Annotated in this window: 17 protein-coding genes; 9 read left to right on the top strand and 8 right to left on the bottom strand. The window is 62.4% G+C overall.

All coding sequences use genetic code 11. The annotated features are described in order from the left end of the window. Positions 1-2 precede the first annotated feature (2 nt). From FJ443_RS25790 to FJ443_RS31825, 3 genes are read left to right on the top strand one after another with little or no spacing between them, the layout of a single operon-like run. Positions 3-1,466 carry a RimK family protein gene (locus tag FJ443_RS25790; protein ID WP_140494569.1) on the top strand — a complete coding sequence of 488 codons (1,464 nt, stop codon included), beginning with the start codon at positions 3-5 and terminating at the stop codon, positions 1,464-1,466. A 19-nt stretch (positions 1,467-1,485) separates the two neighbouring features. Beyond that, a complete protein-coding gene (locus tag FJ443_RS32115; protein WP_318012572.1) occupies positions 1,486-1,614 on the top strand; it encodes a DUF3303 family protein in 129 nt (42 codons plus the stop codon). Beyond that, a complete protein-coding gene (locus FJ443_RS31825; protein ID WP_224706165.1) occupies positions 1,584-1,757 on the top strand; it encodes a DUF3303 family protein in 174 nt (57 codons plus the stop codon). The genes FJ443_RS32115 and FJ443_RS31825 overlap by 31 nt, the downstream gene beginning before the upstream one ends. An 18-nt stretch (positions 1,758-1,775) precedes the next feature. Here FJ443_RS31825 and FJ443_RS25780 read toward each other — a convergent pair whose 3' ends face one another. Continuing rightward, positions 1,776-2,693: a LysR substrate-binding domain-containing protein gene (locus FJ443_RS25780; protein ID WP_140666261.1), complete on the bottom strand. Its 918-nt coding sequence runs from the start codon at positions 2,691-2,693 to the stop codon at positions 1,776-1,778. A gap of 115 nt (positions 2,694-2,808) precedes the next feature. Between FJ443_RS25780 and FJ443_RS25775 the strand changes: the two genes are divergently transcribed. After that, positions 2,809-3,699 (top strand): fatty acid desaturase family protein, encoded by an 891-nt coding sequence (locus FJ443_RS25775; RefSeq protein ID WP_140580896.1) that lies wholly within the window; start codon positions 2,809-2,811, stop codon positions 3,697-3,699. Positions 3,700-3,708: 9 nt separating this feature from the next. On the opposite strand, the gene FJ443_RS25770 is transcribed toward FJ443_RS25775, so the two are convergent. From FJ443_RS25770 to FJ443_RS25760, 3 genes are all read right to left on the bottom strand, one after another. Next, on the bottom strand, positions 3,709-5,847 hold the full coding sequence (locus FJ443_RS25770) for an EAL domain-containing protein (RefSeq protein ID WP_140666259.1): 2,139 nt from the start codon (positions 5,845-5,847) through the stop codon (positions 3,709-3,711). A gap of 64 nt (positions 5,848-5,911) precedes the next feature. Next, positions 5,912-6,544 (bottom strand): HD family hydrolase, encoded by a 633-nt coding sequence (locus FJ443_RS25765; RefSeq protein ID WP_140517817.1) that lies wholly within the window; start codon positions 6,542-6,544, stop codon positions 5,912-5,914. Next, positions 6,544-7,404 (bottom strand): folate-binding protein YgfZ, encoded by an 861-nt coding sequence (locus tag FJ443_RS25760; RefSeq protein WP_140666257.1) that lies wholly within the window; start codon positions 7,402-7,404, stop codon positions 6,544-6,546. Before FJ443_RS25760 ends, FJ443_RS25765 begins: the two co-directional genes overlap by 1 nt. 82 nt (positions 7,405-7,486) lie before the next feature. On the opposite strand from FJ443_RS25760, the gene FJ443_RS25755 reads away from it, so the two are divergent. The 4 genes from FJ443_RS25755 to FJ443_RS25745 all read left to right on the top strand — a co-directional run bounded on the left by FJ443_RS25755 (position 7,487) and on the right by FJ443_RS25745 (position 9,897). Then, positions 7,487-8,818: a dihydroorotase gene (locus FJ443_RS25755; protein WP_140666255.1), complete on the top strand. Its 1,332-nt coding sequence runs from the start codon at positions 7,487-7,489 to the stop codon at positions 8,816-8,818. A gap of 52 nt (positions 8,819-8,870) precedes the next feature. Then, the gene (locus FJ443_RS25750) at positions 8,871-9,098 is read left to right on the top strand and encodes a hypothetical protein (protein ID WP_140494553.1); all 228 of its coding nucleotides are present in this window, start codon (positions 8,871-8,873) and stop codon (positions 9,096-9,098) included. Positions 9,099-9,164: 66 nt separating this feature from the next. Further along, entirely contained in the window at positions 9,165-9,533 is a 369-nt protein-coding gene (locus tag FJ443_RS31985) for a nucleotidyl transferase AbiEii/AbiGii toxin family protein (RefSeq protein WP_348641939.1), read from the top strand. Next, positions 9,487-9,897 carry a nucleotidyl transferase AbiEii/AbiGii toxin family protein gene (locus tag FJ443_RS25745; RefSeq protein ID WP_281405532.1) on the top strand — a complete coding sequence of 137 codons (411 nt, stop codon included), beginning with the start codon at positions 9,487-9,489 and terminating at the stop codon, positions 9,895-9,897. The genes FJ443_RS31985 and FJ443_RS25745 overlap by 47 nt, the downstream gene beginning before the upstream one ends. A 19-nt stretch (positions 9,898-9,916) precedes the next feature. On the opposite strand, the gene FJ443_RS25740 is transcribed toward FJ443_RS25745, so the two are convergent. From FJ443_RS25740 to FJ443_RS25725, 4 genes are all read right to left on the bottom strand, one after another. Further along, on the bottom strand, positions 9,917-10,711 hold the full coding sequence (locus tag FJ443_RS25740; protein WP_181168498.1) for a hypothetical protein: 795 nt from the start codon (positions 10,709-10,711) through the stop codon (positions 9,917-9,919). Positions 10,712-10,780: 69 nt separating this feature from the next. Further along, positions 10,781-11,038, bottom strand: coding sequence for a hypothetical protein (locus FJ443_RS25735; RefSeq protein ID WP_008874920.1), 258 nt, complete (start codon positions 11,036-11,038; stop codon positions 10,781-10,783). A gap of 387 nt (positions 11,039-11,425) precedes the next feature. After that, the gene (locus tag FJ443_RS25730; RefSeq protein WP_140494550.1) at positions 11,426-11,800 is read right to left on the bottom strand and encodes a TIGR02301 family protein; all 375 of its coding nucleotides are present in this window, start codon (positions 11,798-11,800) and stop codon (positions 11,426-11,428) included. A 62-nt stretch (positions 11,801-11,862) separates the two neighbouring features. After that, a complete protein-coding gene (locus tag FJ443_RS25725; RefSeq protein ID WP_140494548.1) occupies positions 11,863-12,297 on the bottom strand; it encodes an NUDIX domain-containing protein in 435 nt (144 codons plus the stop codon). Between the two features lie 123 nt (positions 12,298-12,420). Between FJ443_RS25725 and FJ443_RS25720 the strand changes: the two genes are divergently transcribed. Next, positions 12,421-13,197 carry an SOS response-associated peptidase gene (locus FJ443_RS25720; protein WP_140565025.1) on the top strand — a complete coding sequence of 259 codons (777 nt, stop codon included), beginning with the start codon at positions 12,421-12,423 and terminating at the stop codon, positions 13,195-13,197. The last annotated feature ends 60 nt before the right edge of the window (positions 13,198-13,257 follow it).

Here is a 13,257-nt window from a genome sequence, read left to right as displayed (position 1 = left end):
CAATGACCTGGGTTATCTTAACTGGCCGGCAGAGCGATCTCGACCAGGTGGCGACACCGCACAAGATTATCACCAACCGCGACTATCTCGCGCATCCGGCGCTGTTTCGCGGCCAGCGTCCCAAGGTCATCAACCTGTCGAACAATTACGGCTACCAGAGCCGCGGCTATTATGCCTCGCTGCTGGCGGGTTCGCGCGGCCACAAGGTCATCCCGACCGTAGAAACCATGATCGATCTGTCGGAGCGCAAGCTTTACGAACATGCGCTGCCCGAACTGGAGCTGGCGCTCAACAAGTGCCGCAAGGATCTTGGCGGCGCTTTTCCGGCGAAGGTCTGCATCTTCTTCGGCATTGGCCCGTCCAAGGTGTGGGACCGATTCGCCAAGCTCCTGTTCGACTGGTTCCGCGCGCCGGCGCTCGAGGTCCACATCAAGGACAGCGCCGAGTGGGCCTCGATCCGCAAGATCGGCTTTCATCCCCTTGCGCGCATGACCGAGGAGGAGGAGAGCTTCTTCCTGCAATGCCTGGACACCTATACCAATCGCGAATGGCGCGACACCAAGGGCCGCACGCCGGCGCGCTACACTTTCGCCACGCTGGTCGATCCGCATGAGGAATTGCCGCCCTCGGAAATCTCCTCGCTGCGCTACTGGGCCAGGATCGCCGAAAAGATGGGCGTCGAAATCGAGCCGATCACCAAGAGGGACCTCGCCAAGCTCGCCAATTACGACGCGCTGTTCATCCGCGAGACCACCTCGATCTCCAACCATACCTATCGTTTCGCGCGCCGCGCCCAGCAGGAAGGCATGCCGGTCATCGACGACCCGCTGTCGATGATCCGCTGCACCAACAAGGTCTATCTCAACGAGCTGATGGCCTACAACAAGGTGCCGGTTCCGCCGACCGTGATGATAGCCGGCACTTCCGACCTTGAACTGGCGGCGCAGACGCTGGGTTTTCCGCTGGTGCTGAAGATCCCGGATTCCTCCTTCTCGCGCGGCGTCAAGAAATGCGCCAATTTCGAGGAATTGAAGACACTCGCCACCGAATGGCTGGAGGATTCCGATCTTCTGATCGCGCAGAAATTCATCCCGACCGAATATGACTGGCGTGTCGGCGTGCTCGGCGGCCAACCGCTGTTTGCCGTACATTACCTAATGGCCAAGAAGCACTGGCAGATCGTCAACCACAAGGCCAGCGGCAAGCCCGACCAGGGCGGCATCAAGACCTTCACGCTGAAGGAGACGCCGCCCCATGTCGTCGAGACGGCAGTCAAGGCGGCGCGCTGCATCGGCGACGGCCTCTACGGCGTCGACCTCAAGGAGACCAAGGACGGCGTCTTCGTCATCGAGGTCAACGACAATCCCAACCTCGATCATGGCTGGGAGGACTCCGGCGAGAAGGACGAGGTCTGGGTACGGCTGACGCAATGGTTCCTGGAACGTTTGGAGCGGCCGGGCCGATAATTATCCGATTGGGGCAGAGATGCTGTTTTTGGTGACCGAGGATTTTCGCGGCTGCGACCGCAAGGAGATCTACCGCCGCTTCCGCGATTACGGTCGCCTGAAGCCGAGGAGCTTCTGGTGCACCATAGCTGGATCGCGGCGGACATGAGCCGCTGTTTCCTGCTGGTGGAGACCGACGACGTCACGCTGCTGCAGCGCTGGGTGATCGAGTGGGCGGATCTGGTGGAGTTCGAGATCGTGCCCGTGGCGGCGAACAAGGACATGGTCGAGGCATTGAGCGGGCACCTCTGACCATCGCCGCTTGCTGGCTCAGCGGAGCGCCGGCGAGCCCACCGCGCGCTGGCATTCATCGACCAGCCAGTCACGGAACGCCGCCACGACGTCCCTTCTTGCGCTCCGCTGCGGAATTGTCAGGCAATAGGGCTGGCGCAGCGCAATCGCCTTGGCGACAGGCCGGACCAGCCGGCCGTCCTCCACGGCCTCGGCGCAATAGATCCCTTGCGCCAGCGCCACGCCCAGTCCCGAAATGGCGAGGTCGAGCGCCGCGCGCGAGGAGTTTGCCGACAGGCCGCGCTGAATGCCGCGCCCAGGCGCTATGCCGGCCGCCTCGAACCAACTGCGCCATGAGGGAAAGGATGCGCCGGTCGGTCCCCAGTCGGTGTGGATCAGGGGCAGCCCGGCGAGCGGACCGCCATCCGCCTCCAGCACGCTGGCGAGCTTTGGCGCGCAGACGGGATAGACCGCGTCCTGGACAATGTCCTCGATCGGGTGCTCACGATAGTGCGGACCGTAGGAGAGCCTGAGGTCGATCAGGTCGCGGTCGAACGACACCGGGTCGTCATCGCCCCTGAGAGATATGTCGACGGCACCGTGGATGGCGATGAAGCCGGCAAGGCGCTCGGAAAGCCAGCCCATGGCCATGGACGGCGGGACCGAGACGACGAGCCGCGGGCGGAACGCATCGCCTGCAAGCTGGCGCGAGACGCTGCCGATTTCCTGGAAGGCCATGGTCAATCGAGGCAGCATCTCGACGCCAGCCTCGCTCAGGACGACACGCCGGTTGGCGCGGTGGAAGAGCTTGCGGCCGACTTGCTCCTCGACCATGCGGATGAGCTGGCTGACTGCGGCGGCCGAGACCGAAAGCTCTTCCGCCGCCGCGGCGAAGCTGCCGGTGCGCGCCGCCGCCTCGAAGGCCTGAAGACCTCGCAACGATGGCATTGCAACCATGGCGGTGACCAAAAAGATAAGTTCAGCTTATCTATATTGCAGAAATCCTCGTTGTTAGAAAGGTTTCTTGCTGGGGTATGCTGACCGAATGAATTCAATCAGCCGGGATGCCCCTATGGATCATCGTGACGTGATCGCCTCGCTGACGAATGAGGAGCGCAGCCGGCTAACCGGCAAGTCGGATGGGCCCGGCCTTGTTCAGCTCGCTTTCCACCTCGGCGCGATCCTGCTCCTCGGATGGTTGATCGCCGCCAAGGTGCCGTTCTGGCCGCTGCTGATGCTGCCGCAAGGCATACTGATCGTGTTCCTGTTCACGCTGCTGCATGAGACGGTGCATCGCACGGCTTTCGAAAGTCAATGGCTGAACGACGCAGTCGCGCGCGTCTGCAGCCTCGCGATCGCGCTGCCGGCCGACTGGTTCCGCTATTTCCATTTCGCCCATCACCGTTTCACCCAGGATCCCGAACGCGATCCGGAGCTGGCTTTCCCGAAGCCGGAAACCTGGCGGCAGTACCTGGTCCACGTTTCCGGACTTCCAGTGTGGTTGGGGCATCTGAAGACGCTCCAGGCCAATGCCATGGGACGTTGCCAGGACAGCTACGTGCCCCCAAAGGGGCGTCCGAAGGTACGCGCCGAGGCACGCGCGATGATTGCCTTCTATGCCGTCGTGCTGGTGCTCGCGCTGTGGTTCAAGGCGACGGTGCTGCTCCATGTCTGGATCTTTCCCGCGCTGCTCGGCCAGCCGTTCCTGCGGCTCTACCTGTTGGCCGAGCATGGCCGCTGCCCCTTCGTCGCCAACATGCTGGAGAACACCAGGACGACGCTGACCAACTGGGCTGTGCGCAAGCTTGCCTGGAACATGCCCTTCCATGCCGAGCATCACGCCTATCCGGGCGTGCCCTTCCACCGGTTGCCGGAGTTTCACGCGCTGATCGAGCGGCATCTGAAGGTTGTCGAGCCGGGTTATATCGGCTTCCATGAAAAATACATCGAGACGCTGCGCTGATTTATGGCGTCAGCCGGTCTGGCTGCGCACCGCGCTCGATTTCAACAGGTGCTGAATCTCCGCCGCCTTTGACGGCACGCCGATCAGATAGCCTTGCGCCTCCACGCAGCCGTTTCGGCGCAGCATGTCGAGCTGTGCTTCGGTTTCCACGCCTTCGGCGGTGACGGTGATGCCCAGTTCGGCGCCCAGCCCGATGATGGTGCGCACGATCGCTGCGGTATCGAGATTGCCGATGTCGGAGATGAAGGAACGATCGATCTTGATCTTGTCGACGGGAAAGCGCCTGAGATAGCCGAGTGAGGAATAGCCGGTGCCAAAGTCGTCGAGCGCGATGCGGATGCCGAGTTCACGCAACTGTCGCAGCGTCTTCAGGACGGCTTTGCTCTCGTCCATCAGCACGGTTTCGGTGATCTCCAGTTCCAGTCGTCTGGCCGGCACGCCCGAAAAGGCCAGGGCAGAGATGACGCTGCGAGCAAAGCCGCCGCTTTTGAGCTGCACGGCGGAGACATTGACCGCAATGCGCAGGCCAGGTGGCCAGGCTGCCGCCGTCGCACAGGCCTTTCGCAGCGCCCATTCGCCAAGCGGCACGATCAGCCCGGTTTCCTCGGCGACCGGAATGAATTCGTCCGGCGCCACAGTGCCGCGCGACGGCGAATGCCAGCGCATCAGGGCCTCGGCGCCGACAATCTCGCCCGAAGCTATGGCCATGATCGGTTGGAAATCGAGATCGAATTCCCGGCTCGGCAGCGCCGTATCGAGATCGGCTTCGAGCGCCCGGCGCGCGCGCACCGTGGCATCCATGCCGGGCTCGAAGAAACGGTACAGGTTGCGCCCTTCGCTTTTTGCCCGGTAGAGCGCCATGTCGGCGTTTGTCAGCAATGTATCGGCGTCCCTGCCATCGCCGGGAGAAAGCGCGATGCCAACGCTGACGCCAACATGCATGTCCCGGCTCTTGTCATGAAATGGTTTGGCGATGGCCTCGACAATGCGTTTCGCCAGTTTTTCCGCGCTGGCCAGGCCCTCGACGTTGAACTGGACGATCACGAACTCGTCGCCGCCAAAACGGGCGACGATATCTGCGTCGTTGTCCACGCAGCGCAGCAGTCTTGCGGCCACGCCTTTCAGCAGCCGGTCGCCAGCCGGATGTCCCAGCGTATCGTTGACGACCTTGAAGCGGTCGAGGTCGAGCGAGAAGATTGCCAGCGGTCCCGCGGCCGCATCCTCCAGTGCCCGGTCGAGCCGGTCGCGAAACACCGAGCGATTGGGCAACCCGGTCAGCACGTCGTGATGCGCAAGATGGGTCATGCGCTCCTCGGCAAGCCTGCTCTCGGTCACGTCGTCGAAAGTGGCGACCCAGCCGCCGCCGCTCATCGGCCGGCGGGCAACCATCAGCGTTCGTCCGTCGGCGAGCCGGCGGGGGGTCGACCGCGTCTGGCCGGCCAGCACGCGAGCCTCGGTCCTCGAAACTTCGTCCTCGACATCTATGGGCGCATAGACGCCAAGCCGCACCAGCCGTTCGAGGAGTTCGCGGTGAGTCATGCCGAGCGGCAGATCCGCCTCGGTCACACCATAAAGCTCCAGGATGCGCTGATTGCGTACGATCAGCCTGCCGCCGGCGTCATACATCAGCAGGCCCTGCGACATGTTCGCGAGCGCCGCGTCGAAGCGGCGATGCTGTTCCTTGAGATCCTGTTCGGCGCGCCGCTGCTCGGTGATGTCTTCGTAGATCGAAACCCAGCCGCCCGATGCCAATGGCCGGTGCGAGATGCTGATGATGCGTCCATCAGAGAGCGCCTCCTCATAGGTCGAGGGTTTCGCTCCATCGATATAGGGCTTGCGGATGGCGTAAAGTTCTTCGGCGCTTTGCGAGGCGATGCCGACATCGACGCTGTGCCGCAGGATGTCGATGAAATGGATGCCCGGCTGCGCCACGTTGGCGTCGAGGCAAAAGATGTTGATATAGTTGCCGTTGCAGATGATCATGCGCTCGTCGGCGTCGAACATGCAAAGACCATGCGACATGTTCTCGACGGCGGCCGAAAAGCGTTCGTTTTGTTCGCGCAGTTCGTCTTCCATATCACGACGATCCACGCCTTCGGCCCCCTGTTCAGGGACGGTCGAACCATCCTTGTCGTCAACGACGGGCATGAGCGTGCCTGCGGCTCGTGATCGAACACCGCACTGTCGGCTGTTCCGGTTAATTTAGCGTTTTCTACCCTACCGCCGTAGCAACCTTGCGCCGCGACTTCTCGATCGCGGAAAAACGCTTCAGGAAGGCATTCTGTGCCCAGGTTACCGAGCGCGGCGTGAAATCGAAGCGCTCGGCACTGAAGCCGCGTGGACGACCGAAGAACTCGGTCGCCTCCGCGGTCGAAAAGCCGGCGAGCAGCGTTGCCTCGAAATAGGCGGCGATCTGGTCCGCGCGCTTGATCTCCTTGCGCAGGCCGGCGCCTGGTTCCGGCGGTAGCGAGAAGCGCAGATGGATGGCGCGCTGCAAGCGCAGTTCACAGTCCTTATAACTGCCGCCCATCACCGATTTGAACGGCGAGATCATGTCGCCGATGACATATTCGGGCGCATCGTGCAGCAATGCCATAAGCCGGGCGTCCGCCGGCGCATCGGGCATCAGGTCGCAAAACAGCGCTTCCACCAGCAACGAATGCTGGGCGACCGAGAAGGCGTGCTCGCCGCGGGTTTGGCCGTTCCAGCGCGCGACGCGGGCGAGCCCGTGGGCGATGTCCGAAATCTCGATATCGAGGGGTGAGGGGTCGAGCAAGTCGAGCCGGCGGCCGGACAGCATGCGCTGCCAGGCGCGTGGCGGCGCACCGATGCGGTCGGCCGCCATCAGGCCTCCTCCGTGCCGGCGGCTTCCTGGGGAAAGCTGAATTTGGCGAAAGGTGGAATGGCCACCGTAACCGGCACGTCTCCGGCCAGGATCGGCTGGCCGGCGTCGAGCGCTGTCTTGACCCTGTCGATACGGGCGATGCCGAGGCCGATCGTGCCGGCATTCGAGCCGAGAGTGCCCACCGATCGCCCGTCGACGGTCAATTCGGCGCCGGCCTCAGGCAAGGCCCGTTCGGCCCTGACGATCAGCACCCGCCGCCTTGCCGTGCCACGATGCTGCATGCGCGAGACGACCTCCTGGCCGACATAGCAGCCTTTCCTGAAGCCGACGCCACCGGTCTCGTCGAGCAGCACGTCATGTGGGAAGGCGTCGCCGAGCTGGTAGTCGGTGCCGCTCTCGGCAATGCCATGCGCGATGCGCAAGGCCTGCCATGCGGCACCGTCGTCAGTCTCTTGAGCGCTGCCATAGTAGCGGGTGACGCTTTCATCGCGAAAGCGCCGGTCGGCCAGCACGGTTGAATCCTTTTGTGAGGGAGCTGACTCATTTCCCCAGGCAATGGAGACAAGCGTCTGTTCGGATTTGGCAATCTCGACCTTGGCGCGCAACTTGTACAGCATCAGCCGGCGTACGAAATCGTCAGCGATGTCGGCGCGGCATTCGAGGCGGAACGCGTTTTCGCCGGCCCGTGAGATCAGGAAGTCAAACAGGATCTTGCCTTGCGGTGTCAAAAGCGCGCCCGGTTTTGCCTCGCCGGCGCCGAGCGCGTCGAGGTCGGTGGTCAGGATGTTCTGCAGGAAGTGTTCGGCATCAGGGCCGGAGATGGAGATGAGCGCGCGGTCTTTCAGCAGGGCAAAGGGCATGGGGCGAATAAAAGCCTGATCTTGCAAAACGGTTGGCCATTACGTAAGCCGCTGACACTCCCCCCGCAAGAGATCGATCAGCATGGCCAACACCTACGACCTCATCCTGACAGGCGGCATGGTGGTCAACCATGACGGCGAGGGGCAACGCGATGTCGGCGTGAAGAATGGGCGCATCGCCGCCATCGGCGATCTGCGCCAGGCCTCGGCCGGCGAGACGATCGACTGCCGGGGCCTGCATATCCTTCCGGGCGTCGTCGACAGCCAGGTGCATTTCCGCGAGCCGGGACTGGAGCACAAGGAGGATCTGGAGACTGGATCTCGGGCGGCGGTGCTCGGTGGCGTCACCGCCGTGTTCGAAATGCCCAACACCAATCCATTGACCACCAGCGAAGAAACGCTTGCCGACAAGGTCCGACGCGGCACCGGCCGTATGCACTGCGACTTCGCCTTCTGGGTCGGCGGCACCCGCGACAACGCCAACGATGTCGCCGAGCTCGAGCGCCTGCCGGGCGCGGCCGGGATAAAGGTTTTCATGGGCTCGTCCACCGGCGACCTGCTGGTCGAGGACGATGAAGGCGTCGCCTCGATCCTCAGGAACACCCGCCGCCGCGCCGCTTTCCATTCGGAAGACGAGTTCCGGCTGCGCGAACGCCTTGGCGAGCGCATCGGGGGCGATCCTTCATCGCATCCGGTCTGGCGCGACGAGATCGCCGCCCTGCGCTGCACCGAGCGGCTGGTGCGCGTCGCGCGGGCCGCCCGTGCCCGCATCCACGTCCTGCACATCTCCACGGCCGAGGAGATATTGTTCCTCGAACAGCACAAGGATGTCGCCACCTGCGAGGCGACACCGCACCATTTGACACTGTCGGCGGACGACTACAAACGGCTCGGCACGCTGATCCAGATGAACCCGCCCGTCCGTGCCCCGCGCCATCGCGACGGCGTCTGGCACGGAATCGCGCAAGGCATTGTCGACGTACTCGGTTCCGACCATGCCCCGCACACATTGGCCGAAAAAGCAAAACCATATCCGGCATCGCCCTCGGGCATGACCGGCGTGCAGACGCTGGTGCCTATCATGCTCGACCATGTCAATGCCGGTCGGCTGACCTTGCAGCGCTTCGTCGATCTTTCAAGCCACGGCCCGCAGCGCATCTTCGGCATGGCCAGGAAAGGCCGTATCGCCGCCGGCTATGATGCCGATTTCACAATCGTCGACATGAAGCGGCGCGAGACCATCACCAATGCACAAGCCGGCTCGAAGGCCGGCTGGACGCCTTATGACGGCAAGGAAGTCACCGGCTGGCCGGTCGGCACTGTCATTCGAGGCCAGCGCATCATGTGGGAGGGCGAGATCGTGACGCCGGGCCAGGGCAGGGCAGTGGAGTTCTCCGAGGCGTTGCCCGCATAGCCATTTCACATCGTTGGATTTCTTAGGCACGATCCACTAAGTTGAGTGGGTTATGCGCACAGATATCACGCCAATGATTGTTCCCGCTGAGTTTCCGGAGCTCCAGGCACTCGTCTGGAGCCGCGATGCAACGCGCCCAATTCCTGCCGAGGAAGCTTTCGCCATCTACGAGCGCAACTGGCGGTTTGTCGATCAAGAGCGCCTTACAACATCTGAAAGGCTGCTTATCCAGAACCTGGCGGAAAAATTCGGCCAGGGCATTCTTTTGACCACTGGCTGAAGTTTCGTTTCCTTCCTGATTTCTCCGCAACTGGAATATTCACAAGAACATACGCGAGCGGAAATCATGAAGGAATTCAAGAAGCCCGAACACCGGATCATCGCTGAGGCTCTCGGCTTGATGGACCACCATCTCCTGACCGCGAACAAATGCTGGTTTGGGGGTGGGACGGCGATTGTCATGAAATTCGGCGAGTACCGACGATCCCTGGATGTTGATTTCCTGTGTGCCGATGCCGATGGTTATCGTGAATTGCGGACCCATGCGGTCCAACGAGGGATCAGGGCATTTTTCCCCGAACCCGTCGAAGCCGTCCGAGATTTCCAGATCGATCAGTATGGTTTGAGGACAATCGTAAGATTGCAGGGCCAACCCGATCAAATTCGAAGTGATCCGCGAAGGGCGCATCCAACTTCAAGGTCATGTCGACAATGATCTAAAGGTGCCCGTCCTCGTTGCAGCGGACATGTTTGCCGAGAAGCTGCTGGCCAATGCCGATCGGTGTCAGGATCGCGCGACCGCATATCGCGATGCCATCGATCTTGGGATCTTGATTGGCATCTATGGACGCATCCCGGCGCAGGCTCGCGTCAAGGCGCAGACCGCCTACGGCCCTGATATCCAGAACAAGGTTGCCTGGGTCGCAAACAAGCTTCAGGACCAGGACGAGCTACGCAACGCTGCCGAAGTCCTGCAAATGAATCCCGACATGGCCACAAAGGCGATCTCGGCTCTTCGGGATGAAGCTATCCGCCTATGGCCCGATGCAGGCATTCGCCGAGACGATCCGCACGAATAGGCACTCGCGTGTCCGAGTTTCAGTCGCCGGCGACGAAAAACGTCCATTGCCCAGCGGGCGTGATGCCGACGCGGTAGAAGATGTAGGCGCCGAACTGCTTCATGTCGTCGAAGTCACTCGCGGTGACGATCTTGAACAGCTCGACCCGTTGCCTGGCGTCGAGCTTGTCCAGGGGTAGAGCGAAGAAATACGGCCAGACATAGAGCTCTTGTGGCGTGCCGGCATCGACATGGACATAGCCGGCATTGAGCACCTCCTCCAGTATGGCAAGAATCTCCTGGCCATCCTGGTCGCCGGAGAGCCCCTTGAGGAAGGTAATGGCGTCGCCATCTATGTCGGTCAGTGACAATTGGGTCATGCCGTCGCCCTTGCCGATCAAAGGCCTCAGTCTTTCGACGTCGCCGCTCTCGCAGGCTTCGATGATCAGGTCATGCATGCGCCGCACCGGTTCAGGCAGCTTGCCGAGGTCGTAGACGACCTCCGGCGTGGGCGCGTCGGGATCGACGCGCGGCCTGTTGGTGGCACCATCGCCGTTCGGCGGGGTGACCGGCTCGGCCTTGTCCGGGGCGGTTGGCTGGCTGGTCGAAGATGGCGTTCCGACCGGATCGGGTATCGGCACGGTGCTTCCCGGCGACGACACGTCGTCGTCTACCATCGGTTGGACCGGCGAAGGGAGTTCTTCGCGCTTGATCTCGCTCAGCGCATAAGCGGGACTGCTTGTCAGACACGCAACCAAGGGAATCGCGGCACTGCACGCGGCGAAACAGATGCAAAGGACCAAGCCGCGCGGCTCGCCTGACATCGAAAAATTCACTGCCCGTTTCTCCCTGCTTCCGGGCATGATGCCCGAGCGGCATTTGCCGTCAAAGAACCGGACGTCGGTTCAGTGCCGCAGCCGTTCGGGTTCGAAGGCGCCAGCAATCACCTTTTCACGCATGCGGTCGAGCAGGGCAAGGGCCGATGTCTCGCCGTTGGCGCGCAGCATTTCGCCGAACGCGGTTTCAAGCGCCGCTTCGGCGATGATCTCGGGTTCTATGCCTGCCGAAAGACCTTCGGCCCAGGCCTCGCTGTGGCTCTCCACCGCGGTCAGGCGCTTTTCTTCCCTGACCAGCGCGTCGATGTCGTTGACACCATGTTCCATAAGCGATGTCCACCCTTGCAAGCAGCGATCCTTCGATGGATCAGGCTTGATCTGTTCCGTTTACACGCAGCCGCAAATAAGTCTTTGTAAATACGACATTTTTTTGATCGTTCTTTACAGGAGGCCGGTTGCGCTTGCGAAGCTGCATTCAATCCTGGTCAAACTTAGCCGATTAGGCGTGCCTGCGGGGTGAAAACCTTCAGTTTGAGTTAATTCCACATCCGCGCGCTAACGTTTCATTAACGCTGTTGCATAAGCGCAACAAAAGGATTGCACCATGACAGTTCTCGACACAAGCTGGATATGCCCGCAGTCGCCGCCAATGGACCGGATATCTGTTGATGAAGGCCGGATGCGCTCTTGCGAGGGCACTTTGGGCGATATGGGCTAGTTTCCGTAGCGCGAGGCGATGTCGCGCGACAGGGTCTCGCCTTCCTTCATGTAGCGGCCGATGGCTTCGGTCGCCGACGCGGTGCATTGCGTGTAGGTGCCGCCGAATGAGCGGTAGCCGCGATTGAAGCTGGCGATGAAGCGGGCGCGCCGTTGCGGATCCGGGTTCTCCGATTCGAGCAGCTTCTGCATCTCGCCGCGCCACTGGTCGCCCTTTTCGCCGCACAGATTGCGCAGGAAATGCAGCGACCCCAGAACCTCCGCCAGCCGCATCAGCCCCGGTTCGAAGGGTGCCTCGGCGCTGAACGCCGGTCGTGCCGCCACAGGGCTGACGGCAAGGCATGTCGCGAGAAGGAGAGGAAGGCAACGCATAAGTCAATCTGGCCAAACAATTTGCCGCCTGCAAGGCGATTGTGCCGGGCGAATTCCGGATTTCAGGGTCGCTCAGGGGTTTGCGACGGCCGTCCGAGCAGTTCCTCGGCGACCGCGAGCACCGAACCGGCAAGCGGCAGATCAGCCATTTCGGCCAGCGTGTAGAAGGCGGCGGTCTCGGCGTCGTCGCTGGCCACGGCCTCGCCCCCGGCATGGGCCGCACCGAATACCGTCAGCAGGTAATCGACCGGATGCCCGTCGAGCGTGCCGTCGATGAGGATTTCGCGCAGCCGTCGGTAGTTTTCGGCCTGCAATTGCGTCTCCTCCAGCAATTCGCGCCGTGCCGCCTGTTCCAGCGTCTCACCGGCTTCGACCTTGCCGCCCGGGAATGCATAGAACCCTTGCGAGGGTTGTCGCGCCCGCTTGACCAGAAGCACGGCGTCGCCGCGCACAACGGCGACCGAGACCGCGGGAATGACTTTTCGCACTTCGTCCATGGATATCCGATCGCCCTGATTTACGGCAGCCTGTTGTGGACCGGCCGACGCCGGACAGCTTTAACGGTTGCAGTGCAGCTGTTCCATCGCCACTTTCGAAACCGGACATCAGGACCAATAGACATGTGCGGACGTTTTGCCTTGACCGCGACACCGGACCAGACAGCCGCTTTCCTCGGGCTGGCGGAGGTGGAGCAGTTTCCTACGCGCTACAATATAGCGCCGACGCAGCCGGTGCTGATGGCGATCTCAGGCCCGCCGCGGGCGCCGGGTTCCAACCTGCCGGACCGCCGGCCGATGCTGGTGCGCTGGGGCCTGATCCCCGCCTGGGTAAAGGATGTCGGCGAATTTCCGCTGCTGTTCAACGCACGCTCCGAAGGCGTGATCGAAAAGGCCTCGTTCAAAGCCGCCATGCGCCATCGCCGGGCGCTGGTGCCGGCATCAGGTTTTTACGAATGGCGCCAGGCGCGGCCCGGAGAGGCGGGCGGCAGGAAGGGGCAGCCTTACTGGATCAGGCCGCGGCATGGCGAGTTGGTCGCCTTTGCCGGGCTGGTTGAAACCTATGCGGAACCGGGCGGCTCGGAGTTGGACACCGGCGCCATTCTGACGGTCGAGGCCAATGCCGACATCGCGCATATCCATGACCGCATGCCGGTGGTGATCGCACCTGAAGACTTCACCCGCTGGCTCGATTGCCGCGGACTTGAGCCGCGCGACGTCGCCGACCTGTTGCGGCCGGCGCAACGCGACTTCTTCGAAGCGATTCCGGTCTCCGACCTCGTCAACAAGGTCGCCAACACCGGGCCGGAGATTCAGGAGAAGGGGGAGATCGGGCCCGAGCCCGAGAAGGTCAAGCGCCGGAAACCCGGCGCGGACGACAGTCAGATGACGCTGTTTTAGCAGGAACTCTGTTCGAGGTGCGGTTTGGCGCCTCGTTCCGACCCTTGGGCCGATCGCGCA

The organism is Mesorhizobium sp. B2-6-1, assembly GCF_006440475.1.
Taxonomy (GTDB): Bacteria; Pseudomonadota; Alphaproteobacteria; order Rhizobiales; family Rhizobiaceae; genus Mesorhizobium.
Note: the sequence above shows the minus strand (reverse complement) of the source record. Positions and strands in the feature narration are given on the sequence as shown.

Coding starts and splice junctions, on each gene's coding strand:
- FJ443_RS25790 (WP_140494569.1), top strand. CDS start 3: ATGACCTGGGTTATCTTAACTGGCCGGCAGAGCGATCTCGACCAGGTG.
- FJ443_RS32115 (WP_318012572.1), top strand. CDS start 1,486: ATGCTGTTTTTGGTGACCGAGGATTTTCGCGGCTGCGACCGCAAGGAG.
- FJ443_RS25780 (WP_140666261.1), bottom strand. CDS start 2,693: ATGGTTGCAATGCCATCGTTGCGAGGTCTTCAGGCCTTCGAGGCGGCG.
- FJ443_RS25775 (WP_140580896.1), top strand. CDS start 2,809: ATGGATCATCGTGACGTGATCGCCTCGCTGACGAATGAGGAGCGCAGC.
- FJ443_RS25770 (WP_140666259.1), bottom strand. CDS start 5,847: ATGCCCGTCGTTGACGACAAGGATGGTTCGACCGTCCCTGAACAGGGG.
- FJ443_RS25765 (WP_140517817.1), bottom strand. CDS start 6,544: ATGGCGGCCGACCGCATCGGTGCGCCGCCACGCGCCTGGCAGCGCATG.
- FJ443_RS25760 (WP_140666257.1), bottom strand. CDS start 7,404: ATGCCCTTTGCCCTGCTGAAAGACCGCGCGCTCATCTCCATCTCCGGC.
- FJ443_RS25755 (WP_140666255.1), top strand. CDS start 7,487: ATGGCCAACACCTACGACCTCATCCTGACAGGCGGCATGGTGGTCAAC.
- FJ443_RS25750 (WP_140494553.1), top strand. CDS start 8,871: ATGCGCACAGATATCACGCCAATGATTGTTCCCGCTGAGTTTCCGGAG.
- FJ443_RS31985 (WP_348641939.1), top strand. CDS start 9,165: ATGAAGGAATTCAAGAAGCCCGAACACCGGATCATCGCTGAGGCTCTC.
- FJ443_RS25735 (WP_008874920.1), bottom strand. CDS start 11,038: ATGGAACATGGTGTCAACGACATCGACGCGCTGGTCAGGGAAGAAAAG.
- FJ443_RS25730 (WP_140494550.1), bottom strand. CDS start 11,800: ATGCGTTGCCTTCCTCTCCTTCTCGCGACATGCCTTGCCGTCAGCCCT.
- FJ443_RS25725 (WP_140494548.1), bottom strand. CDS start 12,297: ATGGACGAAGTGCGAAAAGTCATTCCCGCGGTCTCGGTCGCCGTTGTG.
- FJ443_RS25720 (WP_140565025.1), top strand. CDS start 12,421: ATGTGCGGACGTTTTGCCTTGACCGCGACACCGGACCAGACAGCCGCT.